Below are 14,656 nucleotides of genomic sequence, written 5' to 3'. Positions count from 1 at the left end.
TTTAACGTCTTTTTTTTCTACCAAAAAAATAACATATCCACTAGTTTCTGCATTTGCATTTTGGACTAAGAATTGCCAGTTTGCCAAGTCTTCAGAAATCAGAAGCTTCGCGGTACTTAATCGTTCAAAGGTTGGCAAATACTCTAGAATAAACTCAAATTGCAAGTTAGTGCTCACCACCGTTGGTAATTTTACGGCAATTGGCAAGGATACTATTTTGGGGTTTGGGAGACACCCATTAAATTATGTATCCACCAACTCTATTTTCTATAAAAAAAATCGAATGCGGAACGATTGGTATACACCAATTGAATTTAAGACCAACCTCCCTATAAATATTGGCAATGATGTATGGATAGGTCGGGATGTAAAAATAATGGATGGTGTAACTGTGGGAGATGGCGCCGTTGTGGCGGCGGGAGCTATTGTAACCAAAAATGTCCCGCCATACGCAATTGCCGGAGGAGTTCCCGCTAAGGTAATCAAATATAGATTTGATGAAGAAACTATTCAAAGGCTGTTGGAACTGGAATGGTGGAACTTTTCAGACAAAAAGATTTCAGAGTGCAAGGATTTCTTCAATGAGAAGGACTTGACACCAGAAAAAATTGATAAATACTTTAAAAACGTATAAAGCCAGAAAACTATGTTCAAAGGCAAAACATTATTGATTACGGGAGGAACGGGGTCGTTTGGTAACGCAGTGTTAGACCGCTTTCTTACTACGGATATTGGTGAAATTCGCATCTTTAGCCGCGATGAAAAGAAGCAGGATGACATGCGTACCCGATTGAAGAATCCCAAGATAAAATTTTACATAGGTGATGTAAGGGATTTCAATAGTATAAACCAAGCCATGCGGGGTGTGGATTATGTCTTTCATGCTGCGGCCTTAAAGCAGGTCCCGTCCTGTGAGTTTTTTCCCATCGAAGCTGCAAAAACCAATGTATTCGGAACGCAGAATACCATTGATGCCGCCGTGGCCAACGGAGTAAAGCGTATCATTTGTCTAAGTACCGACAAAGCTGCTTATCCCATCAACGCCATGGGTATCAGCAAAGCACTTATGGAGAAAGTCGCCGTAGCCGCTTCCCGAAACATTTCCAAAAATTCAACCATAGTTTGCCTAACACGCTATGGAAACGTAATGGCTTCACGAGGATCCGTAATCCCTTTGTTTGTCGATCAAATTAAACAAGGGTTACCCTTGACTGTAACCGATCCCAATATGACCCGCTTCTTAATGTCTTTGGAAGATGCTGTGGATTTGGTGCTTTTTGCGTTTGAGCATGGAAACCAAGGAGACCTTTTTGTGAACAAGGCACCGGCAAGTACCATTGGAGATTTAGCAGAAGCGGTAAGAGACATATTTGGTTCTAAGAACGAAATTAAAGTAATTGGTACCCGACATGGAGAAAAGTTGTACGAAACGCTTTGCACACGGGAAGAAATGCAAAAGGCAGAGGATATGGGCGACTTTTATAGAATTCCAGCGGATAATCGAGATTTAAATTATAGCAGATACTACTCTGTAGGTGAAACGGATATCAGTGCAATAGAGGATTACCACTCACACAACACAGAGCATTTGACCAATGAAAAACTTAGAAGCACTTTATTGAACCTTGATTTCATCAAAGAGCAATTAAATGACCAGTGATTTTCTGATACAGGGAGATACATTCACAGATGAGCGGGGCACTTTACGGTTTGTAAATAACTTCGATATGTCCGAAGTGGTTCGGTTTTATGAAATTCTCCCAAAGGATGAAGATTTGATCAGGGCGTGGCAAGGACATCAATTTGAAAAGAAATGGTTTCACTGCATTTCGGGATCTTTTGTAATCAACCTTGTGGAAATTGATAATTTTGAGAATCCCTCTGAGCATTTAACCCCTAAAAGGATTGAACTTAGTTCCCAACCACCAGAAATTTTGGCCGTTCCCAATGGCTATGCCACAGGAATTAAAGCAAGTGTAACAGGTTCAATATTACAGGTGTTCTCAAATTTTGGATTGAAAGAATCTGCGGCGGATGACCACAGATACCCTTTGGAAAAATGGTCCGCAAAATGGTAGACACAATGAAAAAGCATAGGATAGGAATAACTGGACAGGCCGGTTTTGTGGGTAACCACTTATATACAACACTCTCCCTGCAGGATGATGTGGAACTAGTTCCTTTTGAAAGGTCCTTTTTCCAAGATACAGAAGCGCTTGCCCAGTTCGTTTCCAAATGTGACACTGTGGTACATTTGGCTGCTATGAATCGGCATGAAGATCAAAAAGTCATCTACAACACCAATATAAGATTGGTTGAAAATCTTATAACCGCCTGTATTAGTGTGAACTCAACCCCACATATTGTTTTTTCATCCTCTTCGCAAGAACTAAGGGATAACCTATATGGGCAATCCAAAAAAGAGGGTAAACAGCGGATTATGGATTGGGCCGAACAGTCGGGAGGAAGATTCACTTCCTTGACCATCCCCAATGTTTTTGGACCCTTTGGCAAACCCAATTATAATTCTGTTGTCGCAACCTTTTGCCATAAAGTGGCCCACAACCAGGAACCCACAATCATTAATGATGGTGAGGTTGGGCTTATTTATGTCAACGACTTGGTGAAGATTTTCATTGACACCATTTTTGGAGTACAGGAAGCAAATCCGATTGGTAAAAATAGTTTTGAAGTAAACATTGAGCCAAATCATCATGTGAAAGTTTCCCAAATCCTTGAATTACTCAATGGTTTCAAAAAGGATTATATGGAAAATGGTATTTTCCCCAATTTGGAAGACCATTTTCAGAAATCCCTTTTCAACACGTTTAGGTGTTATATCCCGGTATCACATTATCCGGTCAAGTATACGAAACACAGAGACCCGAGGGGAAGTTTTGTTGAAATAGCCCGGACCCAAACATCTGGACAGTTTTCTTTCTCCACAACAGTTTCTGGAATAACCAGGGGTAATCATTTTCATACGCGAAAGGCAGAGCGTTTTGCCGTTATCAAAGGAAGGGCCCGAATACAGTTGAGAAAGATTGGGACCAATGAAGTAATCAACTATGATCTGGATGGGGAGGAGCCCGCATATGTGGATATGCCAATTTGGTATGCCCATAACATAACAAATACCGGGGATGAGGAATTGATTACGTTGTTTTGGATTAATGAACCTTACGATCCAGAAGATGCAGACACATATTTTGAAAATGTGGAATAACAAACACTAAAACGTCAACCATTGAAAAAGCTTAAAGTACTGACCGTTGTAGGTACCCGACCTGAAATTATTCGTTTGGCCTGCGTGTTGAATGCCTTGGATGCCAATGAAGCCATTGAGCATACTTTGGTTCATACAGGGCAGAACTACGATTATGAGTTAAACGAGATTTTTTTTGAGGACTTTGGTATTCGAAAACCGGACCATTTTTTGGGAGCTGCCGGGAAAAATGCCTCTGAGACCGTTGGTAATATCCTTATCAAAATAGACCCATTGCTTGAGGAAATTAATCCAGATGCTTTTCTGGTCTTAGGTGATACCAACTCCTGTCTTTGTGCCATTCCTGCGAAAAAGAGAAAGATTCCTGTCTTCCACATGGAAGCTGGAAACCGTTGTTTTGATCAACGGGTCCCTGAGGAAACCAATAGAAAGATTGTGGACCATGTTGCCGACATTAATTTGACCTACAGTGACATTGCTAGGGAATATTTGCTCCGGGAAGGACTTCCTGCGGATAGGGTAATCAAAACAGGAAGCCCCATGTATGAGGTGCTCCATCAGTTTAAGGACAAAATAGAGGCATCAACGGTTATCGCCGATTTAGGTCTGGAGAAGGGAAAGTATTTCGTGATCTCATCCCACAGGGAAGAGAATATCAACAACCCCAAGAATTTTTCAGGTTTAATAGAATCCCTCAATAAAATTGCCGAAACCTATGATTATCCTGTAATTGTTTCCACCCATCCTAGAACAAGGAATATGTTGGATGATAAAAAGGTCAAAACACACAAAAACATACAATTTTTGAAACCTTTGGGTTTTTCAGACTATAATGCACTTCAGATAAATTCTTTTGCTGTGCTTTCCGATAGTGGAACCATTTCCGAAGAATCCTCGATATTAAATTTTAGGGCATTGAACATTCGTGAGGCCCATGAACGTCCTGAGGCTATGGAAGAAGCTTCGGTTATGATGGTGGGCCTGAACCCTGAAAGAATATTGCAGGGATTAAAGGCACTTGAAGTACAAAAGCGTAATCCCCATAGAAACTTCAGGGAAGTAACTGATTATACCATGCCCAACGTAAGTGAAAAGGTGGTGCGAATCATAATTTCCTATGTGGATTATGTAAATAGGGTAGTATGGGGGAAGTGAAAAAGGTGATTTTCATTGCTTTGGGATTTCCTAATCCTGAGAAAAGAAGATTCTTGTATTCCAATTTGATGCTAGAATTTAGCAAAATGGGTCATGACGTCTTTGTTATTGCTGCCGATGACGAGGGAAAACAATCTAAGATCTATCATGAAAGCGGACTTAAGATACTCAGGGTACCATCTCTGAAGCTTTTTGGTACAGGCAATTTAATAAAGGGCTTTTCCAATTTATTGCTGCCCTATCTATATAAAAGGGCGTTAAGGAGGCACAAGATACCTTTGGATTTTGATGTGATAATAATGCCAACCCCGCCGATTACTCTCATTGATGTGGCATTTTGGTTGAAGAAGAAGTCAAAAGGAAAATTGTATTTGATTTTAAGGGATATTTTTCCACAAAATGCGGTTGATCTTAAAATGATGAAGCCCAATGGATTCATTCATTCCTTTTTTAGAAAAAAAGAAATCAAGTTATATAAGGCTTGTGATAGTATCGGCTGCATGTCACCGGCCAATGTCGAATATGTAAAAAAACATAACCCCTATTTGGACCCTTCCAAATTGCACCTGCTCCCCAATTGGGCTGATCCTCAAGAAATTGTTGAGGTCGATGTGGAGGCGACCAGGCAAAAATATGGCCTGCAGAACAAGTTCATAGCGATATTTGGAGGGAATATGGGGTTACCACAAAAACTTGAGAACATAATCGAGTTGGCAAAAAATTGCCAGGAAATAAAGAACCTGGTCTTTTTTCTGGTGGGCAAGGGTACAGAACAAAAACGAATTGCAAAAATGGTATCGGATTTAAATCTAAACAATGTTATAATGAAAGACCTTTTGCCGAAAAAGGAATACAACGATATTGTACTGCTTTCAGATATCGGGTTGATTTCGTTAAGCGAAGATTTTACTATTCCCAATTATCCCTCTAAAGTTCTTTCTTATTATCAGTTCAAAAAGCCAGTTCTGGCCTCTGTGGACTTAAATACGGATTTCGGCAGAATGCAGGAAGAGATAGGATGTGGGCTATGGTCCGAAGCGGGGGACACGGCTTCATTGAAAAAGAACCTTTTAAAGCTTTATAATGACAAAAAACTTAGAGATAGGCTGGGACAAAATGGTTATGATTACATGGTGAACAATTTAACCCCGGCACATGCATTTGACATTGTTTACGAGCATATTTAACAGGTGCAGATTATTTTTCAGCTAATTAGAAAATCGAAATAAGTGTTATCCATGATAAATCACAATCCCTTCAACACGGAAAGATTTGCGGAAATTTGGCTCAAATATTTTAAAGACTCATCCCCTACCAAACGGTTTGATTACATAAAAGGGGTTGGTTTTTACAAGGACGACACATTCCCACTTTACGTTAATATAGGTAAAAATCTAACCAAGGGATTTTACTATACTATTGAACAGAAACAGGTCCAAAAATTCAGACATGCTTTCCTGATAAGGGACGTACCCACTTATTTTGAGGTTCCTGAGGTAAAGGGAGTCAATGGAATAAAAGGATTACGGGCAAGGCAGTACAATGGATATTTGACCGACTTGAGCAAATATCCCACTTATGATGATTTTCTACTGGATAAATACAGCTCATCCAATAGAAATGTTTTAAGAAGAAGGTTAAAAGGTCTCGAAAACAGTTTTGATATCAGACATGAGGTATATTATGGCTCAATTGAGTCCGATACCTACGATTTGGTAATGGACAAACTCCACAAGCTGCTTATTAAAAGGTTCTCCGAGAAGAAAACCGAATACCATATCTTGACGAAATGGGAGTATTTTAAGGAATTGATGTATCCCATGATTCTGAATAAAGAAGCCCATTTGTATGTTATCTACGAAAGCAATGAACCTATTGGCATCTATCTAAGTATTAGTTTTGGAGACATTATTTCGGGAGCGATTCCTGTATTTGATACGGATTATTCCAAATTTGGTCTGGGTAATATTTTGACGCTCAAATTGATAGAGTGGTGTATTGATAACAAGATTAGAATCTTTGATTCTTCAAAAGGTGATTATGGAGAAAAGGATAAAATTAGTGACCTTAAATATTCCTTTGAATACCATATTCTCTACTGCCCAAAATCCATCATATCGACTGCAGTGGCCAAAAGCATATATTTCTTCTTCCGGGGAAAACAGTTTTTGCGAGAAAAACAGCTTCATTCACTGTACCACAACATAAAATATAAACTAACTCGGAACCAGGAGCAGAAGCCCACCGTTGGCCCCAAATATGAATTTGTGGAAGCGGAGAACGAAAATTTTGATTCAGAGGGAATGGAGCCAATTGATATAAAGCAAGAAGAGTTCTCGTTTCTTAGAAAGATGGTTTATAACTTTATGTACAAGACCAGGGATAATGTAAAGGACATCAAGGTATTTAAGAATAATAATTCCGATATGTACCAAATAGTAGGAAACAAGAAGACGCTTCAAATAACGGAGTTGACGGAATCTTAGTTATAAAAGCCAGTTTGCGAATATAAACAAGGAAAAAATATACTTATTTATTTGTTTGAAAGACTCTCGACCAAAGACGCATATTCATTGTCTATTTCCTTGTTCTCGTAAACAAAATGTTTGACCAAGCCTTTGTTCTGTTTTGAACTTTCTGGTTTGGACTTTTCATCCATTAATTGTTCAAGGGTAGGGAGAAAATTGGTCATATCATGGATCCAAACGTAATGGACATGCTTTAGGTTGCCTGTTTTCTTGGTAAATGACATATAAAAATCGAGCATCTTACTGATGATGTCATTCTGTTGTTCTTCGGAATATTCATAAAAGTTGGACAGATCTACGCCAACAATTTTTTTCCAAAAAAGTTCATTGGTCCAAAAATAATTCTGACGATATCTTTTTATCTGGTACCAATGGTTTACCACCGAGGTAACCCACGATGATGGTTTTCTAAGAATACAGATGTAAGTAAGGTCTTTTCCTATGTGGTGGTTTGCCAATTGGTCAACATACGCGCTCCAAAAACCAGATGACTCCAGTTTTAAGTTCAATGAGTTGAGCCTTCTAATGAAAAAACCGTCAAAATCCTCCTCCATCTTCTTTACAGAGGCATAATGAATCGGTTCGTGTTTGGAAATGCTGTAGTCAAAACATCCCGCCAAGAACGTTGTTCCGGTTTTATAGGGAGATATACTGTAAATGGTTCGGTTGTCAAGTATTTTGCTGTTTTCCTTTGAAAACCCCTTCCATATTTTCTTTGCCTTTAGTTCTATAGCGGTTTTATGCAAAGGTGTACGTACGATAAATTTGTTGATTTCCCGAATCACTGGCTTAATGTATTGGTTAGAGGTCGAAAATAGCAAATATGTTCAGAACCCATGGATTTAAAACGACAACCCGTCCGAAATATAGGTTTATGGTTTGGGCTGGGTGAATAAATACCAAAGGTTAGGAGCCTGGCCCAAGTGTCATTCACCCAGAACTATGGTGTTGTTCTTACTAAGATGAGTGTAATGCTATGAGAGTCTTTTTTTTCCAATCTGATAATAGGTAAAGCCTAGTGCTTGGAGCCTGTCACTGTCAAATTGATTTCTACCATCAAATATTATCGGAGCTTTCAATGAATTTTTCATTTCCAAGAAATCTGGGGAACGAAATTCTTTCCATTCCGTCAACAACAACATGGCGTCCGCGTTTTTAAGAGCTGCATATCGGGTATCTGAATAGGTGACACCATCCACATCCTTTAGGTAAAAAGTCTGGGCCTCATGAACTGCCTTGGGATCATATGCCTGTATTTTGGCTCCAAGCGAGGTCAATTTTTTTATGATGTAAATGGAGGGCGCTTCCCGCATGTCATCCGTACCTGGTTTAAAAGACAGTCCCCAAACGGCAAAGGTTTTCCCTGAAAGATTTTCACCAAAGTGGTCGATTACCTTGTTGGCAATAACATATTTTTGCCTATCATTCACTTCTTCCACAGCGTCAAGTAATTGAGCATGATAACCCGCTTGTTCAGCTGTTTTTTTCAACGCTTTTACATCTTTCGGAAAACAAGAGCCGCCATAACCACTTCCTGGGTAGATAAAACTGTAGCCTATTCGGCTATCAGAACCTATTCCAATGCGGACTTTGTTTACATCTGCGCCTACCAACTCACAGATGTTCGCCACCTCGTTCATAAATGAAATTTTGGTAGCCAACATGGCATTGGCCACATATTTGGTCATTTCGGCGGAGCGCACATCCATAACGAGCATTCGGTCCATACTGCTTCTAAAGAATGGAGCATATAAACGACGCATTTTTTCGGCAGTTTCTTTATCCTCAGTTCCCACAACCACACGATCTGGTTTCATGAAATCACCTATGGCATCTCCCTCCTTAAGAAACTCGGGATTGGAAACCACATGAAATTCAATTTCCTCACCTCTTTGCTTTAGTTCATGGGAAATAGTTGCTTTTACCTTATCCGCAGTGCCAACGGGAACAGTGGATTTATCCACAATGATAAGTGGTGAGGTCATATGTTTTCCGATTTCCGAGGCAACACCAATGACGTACTGCAAATCGGCTGAACCATCTTCCCCCATAGGAGTCCCAACCGCAATAAAAGCCATATCCGTATCATGAAGACAATCTTTTAATTGGGTATCAAAATATAGGGTGTTGTTGGCTACATTGCGTTGCACCATTGCCTCCAATCCTGGTTCGTATATGGGGATTATTCCATTTTTAAGGTTTTCAATTTTCTGTTCATCTATATCCACACAGGTAACGTGGTTTCCCATTTCTGCAAAGCAGGTGCCCGTGACCAATCCAACGTATCCGGTTCCAACTATTGTTAATCTCATATTTTCCTATGTTATGATAAGAGGCTTGCTAAAATTTCACCGCAAAGATGCAACAAACTCTGCAAAACCATCAAGCGTTCTAGATGAACTTTTTATAAAACGGATGAAATGTATTGATCAGGGGAAAATGACCCAAAAGTATCTGATTGTCTCAGGCTTCATATTATACCGATTATACCGACCTAAACTTTGTAATAATTTCTAAACCATTCAACAAAATGATGAATGCCATCTTGCACACCGGTATTTGGGGTGTAATCATAATCACGGACTAAGTCGCTGACATCGGCCCATGTACGTAAAACATCGCCGGGCTGTAAAGGGAGCATATTTTTTTTGGCCGTCCTTTTCAGTTCTTTTTCCAAAGCATGGATAAAATTGAGAAGTTTTACCGAGTTACTATTACCAATATTGTAAACCTTATACTTTTTGCTAATGTTATAGCTGCTGGTATAATCATCTTTTAAGACCCTCAACACACCTTCAACAATATCATCGATATAGGTAAAATCCCGCTCCATTTCTCCATTATTAAAGACATTGATGGATTTGCCCTCCAAAATGGCCTTGGTAAAGAGGAACATGGCCATGTCTGGTCTGCCCCATGGACCATAGACCGTAAAAAAGCGTAGACCAGTGGTTCGGAAACCATATAAATGACTATACGTGTATGCCATAAGCTCGTTGCTTTTTTTCGTGGCCGCATACAGACTTATAGGATGATCAACATTTTGACTTGTTTTGAATGGAACATCGTTGCTGTTACCGTATACGCTGGAACTACTGGCATAGACCAAATGTTCAATATTGTGGTTTCGGCAGCATTCCAGGATGTTCAGAAATCCAACTATGTTGCTGTCTATATACGCTTCTGGGTTTTCCAAACTATATCTCACCCCAGCCTGGGCGGCAAGGTTGCAGACAACATGAAATTTTTCATTGGCAAAAAGTTCCGGTAGATGATTCCGATCTTCCAGATTCATTCTAACGAAGCGAAAACGTTCAAATAGGTTGCTTGATGCAGTCTTATTGAAAATTTGGGCATCTCCCGGGCCTATTCCGAGATGCTCTAGTCGTGAAAGCTTTAGTCCCACATCATAATAATCATTGATGTTGTCCAAACCCACTACGGAATGTCCCTTTGCGAGTAATTTTTTGGAAATATGATATCCTATAAATCCCGCAGCACCAGTTACCAGAATTTTCATATAAGAGCTTTAGTTATGCAAAGATTAAAAATGTAGCACAAATAGAATTTAAAATTGTAATTAGGTTTGATCTCCATTCGAAACAACCAAACAAAATTGATGTCCTCCAAAAGGGATCAAACAAAAGATATTAATTTGATTTACAGCGGTTCAAACTAGCATTTTAACGGTATTTGTAGGAATTTGGCGATGATCCAAATCATTTAGGCTTTCGGTTCATTTTTTTCATCACTACACTTAATCGATTTTTTTTCACCTTGGGCGAATAGTGGGTTGAAATAGATTGAGGGGGAAATTTTACTGTTACTTTTACTTACTAGAACCAAAAGATTCCCCATTTACATCAACCCAAAACTTAAAATGGAAACCTCGATCTTGAAAAAAATTTGGTTATCCTCACCCCATATGGGAAAAACGGAGGAACTCTATGTCAAAGAGGCCTTTGATTCCAATTGGATAGCACCTTTAGGACCGAATGTACAGCACTTTGAAAATTCCATTGAAGATTATATAGGAAACAACGTTCATGCTGCTTGCTTGAGCTCGGGAACTGGTGCCATTCATTTGGCCTTGGAACTTCTTGGGGTTGGACATGGAGATGAGGTGCTTTGCCAAAGCTTTACTTTTTCAGCTTCGGCCAATCCAATTACCTATTTAGGTGCCTCCCCAATATTTATTGACAGTGAAGAGGATACTTGGAACTTATGTCCGGTACTTCTGGAAAAAGCAATTGAAAATAGAATTAAGAAGGGTAAAAAGCCCAAAGCCATAGTTGCCGTTCATTTATATGGTATGCCTTACAAGGTAGACGAGATCAATGCCATTTCAAGAAAATATGATATTCCTGTAGTGGAAGATAGTGCGGAAGCTTTGGGCAGCACATACAAAGGGTTTCAGTGCGGTAGCTTAGGTGAGATAGGGATTCTATCTTTTAATGGCAACAAAATTATTACCACTTCAGGTGGAGGTGCACTTCTTGCCAAAAGTGAGGAGATAAAGAGAAGGGCTGTTTTTTTGGCCACCCAGGCTCGGGATAATGCACCACATTACCAGCATTCCCATATCGGTTACAATTATAGAATGAGCAATGTACTTGCAGGTATTGGCCGAGGACAGATGGAAGTTCTGGATGATAGGGTAGCTGCCCGTAGGAACAATTTCGATTTTTATCGAAAAAACCTTTCTGAAGTCCCAGGCATCCGTTTTTTGGAGGAGCCAAGGGGAACCCGTTCCAATAGATGGTTGACATGTATTTTGACACCTTCCTATAAAATCAGAGAGTCCATAAGACTTGCCCTTGGAAATGAAAATATAGAGTCTAGGCCACTTTGGAAGCCTATGCACCTACAGCCGGTTTTCAAAGATGCCATTAGTTTTACAAATGGTATTAGCGAAGCACTTTTTGAAAAAGGACTTTGCCTGCCCAGTGGATCTAACTTGGAACAAATGGATTTGGAAAGAATCTGCAATGTCATTAAAAAAGAACTTGTATGATCAAGAATTACATTTTCAATAACGAAAGACCTTTTGCCTCTAAATGGACAGTACTGCTTATAGATCTTTGTATTGTTTCCGTTTCCTTTATATTGGCTTACTTCATTCGTTTCAACTTGAGCTTCGATTTTGATGTACAAAGACTTTGGACTCAGCTTCCTGTTGTTGTATTCTTGTTTTTCGGTGCATTTTTGATTTCTGGCAGCTATAAAGGAGTTGTAAGGCATACCGGGATCAAGGATGTTTATGCCATTTTCAATGCTATTTGTTTAGCCAGTATCGGAATTATAGCTATCATTCTTTTTAATAGATATTTAAATATTGTAGAAGGGTTTACCATACCCCTTTCAATTATAATCATAAACAGCTTGCTAACATTCATTACGTTGACATCGGCAAGATATGTTTTCAAGATAGGGTATGAGCATTTGCTGAACACCAACGAAACACCAACCAAGAACGTGATTATCTACGGTGCTGGAGAATCTGGTATAATCACTTACAACACATTGACCAACCACTCCAAGATGAAAGTCAAAGTGGTAGGATTTGTGGATAATAACCTGCAAAAGGTCGGAAAACACATTAATGGGGTAAAGGTCTATGGTAAATCCATTTTGACCTATGAGTTTGTTAGGTTCAACAATATATCGGAGGTCATCTTTTCCATTCAAAGTATAAGTCCTAAACAACTTCGGACTTTGGTCAATGAAATTGTGGACTTACCTGTAAAAGTTAAGATTGTCCCTCCAGTAGAAGACTGGATCAATGGTGAACTCAAAGTCTCCCAAATTAAGAGGGTGCAGATTGAGGATTTGTTGGATAGACCACCTATTGAGATCAGGAACAGCAAGGTTGCCAAAGATTTCGAGGACAAAGTAATTATGGTGACCGGCGGAGCAGGTTCTATTGGCAGCGAACTCGTGAGACAAATCTGCAAATATAATTACAGATCGCTCATCGTTATTGACCAAGCGGAATCAGCTTTATACGATCTCCAACAAGAATTGAAACAGGCAGGTTTCTTCAATTTTGTTCCTATTGTGGGAGATATAAGGGACAAAAATAAGATGCGGGTTCTTTTTGAAGAGTACAGACCCGACCGCATTTTTCACGCAGCAGCTTACAAACATGTTCCATTAATGGAACAGAATCCTTATGAAGCTGTAAAAATCAATGTGGCTGGCACAAAGACCATAGTCGATTTGGCAGTAGATTTCTATGTCGAAAAGTTTGTCTTTGTGTCTACAGATAAAGCGGTAAACCCCACCAATATTATGGGTGCCACAAAACGAATTGCTGAAATGTACATTAGTTGTAGACAGCAAGAAGGAAAAACAAAATTTGTCACCACCCGTTTTGGTAATGTACTGGGTTCCAATGGCTCTGTAATTCCGTTGTTCAGAAAGCAGATTGAAAAGGGAGGACCTTTAACAGTGACGCACAAGGACATCACACGTTATTTTATGACCATTCCAGAGGCTTCACAATTGGTTTTGGAAGCCGGTGCCATGGGTAAAGGTGGGGAGATATTTATTTTTGACATGGGCGAATCAGTCAAAATATTGGATTTGGCCAAGAACATGATACGTCTTTCGGGTTTACATTATCCAGATGACATCGATATAAAAATCACGGGATTACGGCCAGGGGAAAAACTCTATGAGGAATTGTTGGCCAATGGTGAAAACACCCTTCCAACCTACAACGATAAAATTATGATAAGTAAGGTTAGGGACATTGATTATGCCAGAACAAGGACCATGATTGATGAACTTTGCATCTCCAATCTTTTCTTTAAGGACAATGTGGTTAAATTGATGAAAAGTATTGTTCCCGAATACATTTCCAACAATTCTGATTTTTGTAAATTGGATGAGAAAAAACTGGGTAACTCCAAGGGTGAGTCCAAACCTGAAATACCTCAACTCAATAACTAATACTGGATAACTTTATGATTCGTAAAAAAATAAAAGGTGTAAGCTATTTTGTATTAGCTTGCTTGGTGGCGTCATGCACTTCACCAAAAGATGTAATCTATTTTCAAGATGCAAGTCAATTTGAGACATTGATCAACGAAAATCCGGCTACTACAAAGTTCAAAGTGGATGATTTGGTGAGCATTCATGTTTCCACACTTGATCCAGAGGCCAGTGCACCATTTAATTTGTTTAGAGGCGCAGGAGAGGGGGGTATACGCCCAGAACAGGTAAACTATTTGGTTGACAAAAATGGGGAAATAGATTTTCCTGTCATTGGAAAGATTAAAATTGTAGGGTTGTCACCAAGTGAGACCCGAGACCTTTTACGAGAGAAACTTACTGACTATTTAAAGGACCCAATCATAAACATAAGAATCAGGAACTTTACGGTAACCGTTCTAGGTTCTGTAAACCGGCCTGGCACGTATGAAGTCAATGGGGAGCAGATTACCATTATGGAGGCATTGGGTCTTGCTGGAGATATCAACATCAAGGGTAGGAGAGATAATATTATGGTGATTCGTGATTTTGATGGGACAAAGGTCTATAACAGAATCAATCTCAATCAAAAAGATGCATTAAAATCTCCTGTGTATTACCTAACCCAAAATGATGTAGTATATGTGGAACCGAATAAATCTGGTAAGACAGCCTCAAGTCTGGATCAAAGGGCTTCCATAGCTGTATCCATTATTTCTGTGCTGGTCACTTCAACAGTGGTTTTGCTTACCAGGAACTGATTTTAAGAAAT

At 39.4% G+C, this 14,656-nt stretch carries 13 protein-coding genes; 10 read left to right on the top strand and 3 right to left on the bottom strand.

Going from position 1 to position 14,656, the window contains the following annotated elements; all coding sequences use genetic code 11:
• Nucleotides 1–169: 169 nt before the first annotated feature.
• The 7 genes from GTQ34_RS16785 to GTQ34_RS04760 are packed head-to-tail and all read left to right on the top strand — an operon-like array spanning nt 170 to nt 6,867.
• Complete coding sequence (locus GTQ34_RS16785; protein ID WP_166522603.1) at nt 170–634, top strand: CatB-related O-acetyltransferase; 465 nt, start codon at nt 170–172, stop codon at nt 632–634.
• A gap of 12 nt (nt 635–646) precedes the next feature.
• Nucleotides 647–1,660: a polysaccharide biosynthesis protein gene (locus GTQ34_RS04785; RefSeq protein ID WP_166522602.1), complete on the top strand. Its 1,014-nt coding sequence runs from the start codon at nt 647–649 to the stop codon at nt 1,658–1,660.
• Nucleotides 1,650–2,078 (top strand): dTDP-6-deoxy-3,4-keto-hexulose isomerase, encoded by a 429-nt coding sequence (locus GTQ34_RS04780; protein WP_166522601.1) that lies wholly within the window; start codon nt 1,650–1,652, stop codon nt 2,076–2,078. Before GTQ34_RS04785 ends, GTQ34_RS04780 begins: the two co-directional genes overlap by 11 nt.
• 5 nt (nt 2,079–2,083) lie before the next feature.
• Nucleotides 2,084–3,226, top strand: coding sequence for a polysaccharide biosynthesis C-terminal domain-containing protein (locus tag GTQ34_RS04775; RefSeq protein WP_166522600.1), 1,143 nt, complete (start codon nt 2,084–2,086; stop codon nt 3,224–3,226).
• Between the two features lie 21 nt (nt 3,227–3,247).
• Nucleotides 3,248–4,381 (top strand): non-hydrolyzing UDP-N-acetylglucosamine 2-epimerase, encoded by a 1,134-nt coding sequence (gene wecB, locus GTQ34_RS04770; protein WP_166522599.1) that lies wholly within the window; start codon nt 3,248–3,250, stop codon nt 4,379–4,381.
• The gene (locus GTQ34_RS04765) at nt 4,369–5,568 is read left to right on the top strand and encodes a glycosyltransferase family 4 protein (RefSeq protein WP_166522598.1); all 1,200 of its coding nucleotides are present in this window, start codon (nt 4,369–4,371) and stop codon (nt 5,566–5,568) included. Before wecB ends, GTQ34_RS04765 begins: the two co-directional genes overlap by 13 nt.
• A 51-nt stretch (nt 5,569–5,619) precedes the next feature.
• Entirely contained in the window at nt 5,620–6,867 is a 1,248-nt protein-coding gene (locus GTQ34_RS04760) for a GNAT family N-acetyltransferase (RefSeq protein WP_166522597.1), read from the top strand.
• A 47-nt stretch (nt 6,868–6,914) separates the two neighbouring features.
• Here the strand turns inward: GTQ34_RS04760 and GTQ34_RS04755 are convergent, their stop codons facing one another.
• From GTQ34_RS04755 to GTQ34_RS04745, 3 genes are all read right to left on the bottom strand, one after another.
• Nucleotides 6,915–7,694, bottom strand: coding sequence for a hypothetical protein (locus GTQ34_RS04755; protein WP_166522596.1), 780 nt, complete (start codon nt 7,692–7,694; stop codon nt 6,915–6,917).
• 189 nt (nt 7,695–7,883) lie between these two features.
• The gene (locus GTQ34_RS04750; protein ID WP_166522595.1) at nt 7,884–9,221 is read right to left on the bottom strand and encodes a UDP-glucose dehydrogenase family protein; all 1,338 of its coding nucleotides are present in this window, start codon (nt 9,219–9,221) and stop codon (nt 7,884–7,886) included.
• 182 nt (nt 9,222–9,403) lie between these two features.
• Nucleotides 9,404–10,429, bottom strand: coding sequence for an NAD-dependent epimerase (locus GTQ34_RS04745; RefSeq protein WP_166522594.1), 1,026 nt, complete (start codon nt 10,427–10,429; stop codon nt 9,404–9,406).
• Nucleotides 10,430–10,834: 405 nt separating this feature from the next.
• Between GTQ34_RS04745 and GTQ34_RS04740 the strand changes: the two genes are divergently transcribed.
• The 3 genes from GTQ34_RS04740 to GTQ34_RS04730 are packed head-to-tail and all read left to right on the top strand — an operon-like array spanning nt 10,835 to nt 14,645.
• Complete coding sequence (locus GTQ34_RS04740; protein WP_313790404.1) at nt 10,835–11,923, top strand: aminotransferase class I/II-fold pyridoxal phosphate-dependent enzyme; 1,089 nt, start codon at nt 10,835–10,837, stop codon at nt 11,921–11,923.
• Nucleotides 11,920–13,863, top strand: a complete 1,944-nt coding sequence (locus GTQ34_RS04735) for a polysaccharide biosynthesis protein (RefSeq protein ID WP_166522593.1) — start codon at nt 11,920–11,922, stop codon at nt 13,861–13,863. Before GTQ34_RS04740 ends, GTQ34_RS04735 begins: the two co-directional genes overlap by 4 nt.
• A 14-nt stretch (nt 13,864–13,877) precedes the next feature.
• Nucleotides 13,878–14,645: a polysaccharide biosynthesis/export family protein gene (locus GTQ34_RS04730; protein WP_166522592.1), complete on the top strand. Its 768-nt coding sequence runs from the start codon at nt 13,878–13,880 to the stop codon at nt 14,643–14,645.
• Nucleotides 14,646–14,656 lie beyond the last annotated feature (11 nt).

The organism is Flagellimonas ochracea (genome assembly GCF_009903685.1).
GTDB classification, from domain to species: Bacteria; Bacteroidota; Bacteroidia; order Flavobacteriales; family Flavobacteriaceae; genus Flagellimonas; species Flagellimonas ochracea.
This window is presented reverse-complemented; position numbering and strand designations above follow the sequence as displayed.

What these genes read in the sequence shown, in the direction of transcription:
- GTQ34_RS04785 (WP_166522602.1), top strand. Translation starts at nt 647, where the DNA reads ATGTTCAAAGGCAAAACATTATTGATTACGGGAGGAACGGGGTCGTTT.
- GTQ34_RS04780 (WP_166522601.1), top strand. Translation starts at nt 1,650, where the DNA reads ATGACCAGTGATTTTCTGATACAGGGAGATACATTCACAGATGAGCGG.
- GTQ34_RS04775 (WP_166522600.1), top strand. Translation starts at nt 2,084, where the DNA reads ATGAAAAAGCATAGGATAGGAATAACTGGACAGGCCGGTTTTGTGGGT.
- GTQ34_RS04765 (WP_166522598.1), top strand. Translation starts at nt 4,369, where the DNA reads ATGGGGGAAGTGAAAAAGGTGATTTTCATTGCTTTGGGATTTCCTAAT.
- GTQ34_RS04760 (WP_166522597.1), top strand. Translation starts at nt 5,620, where the DNA reads ATGATAAATCACAATCCCTTCAACACGGAAAGATTTGCGGAAATTTGG.
- GTQ34_RS04750 (WP_166522595.1), bottom strand. Translation starts at nt 9,221, where the DNA reads ATGAGATTAACAATAGTTGGAACCGGATACGTTGGATTGGTCACGGGC.
- GTQ34_RS04745 (WP_166522594.1), bottom strand. Translation starts at nt 10,429, where the DNA reads ATGAAAATTCTGGTAACTGGTGCTGCGGGATTTATAGGATATCATATT.
- GTQ34_RS04740 (WP_313790404.1), top strand. Translation starts at nt 10,835, where the DNA reads ATGGGAAAAACGGAGGAACTCTATGTCAAAGAGGCCTTTGATTCCAAT.
- GTQ34_RS04735 (WP_166522593.1), top strand. Translation starts at nt 11,920, where the DNA reads ATGATCAAGAATTACATTTTCAATAACGAAAGACCTTTTGCCTCTAAA.
- GTQ34_RS04730 (WP_166522592.1), top strand. Translation starts at nt 13,878, where the DNA reads ATGATTCGTAAAAAAATAAAAGGTGTAAGCTATTTTGTATTAGCTTGC.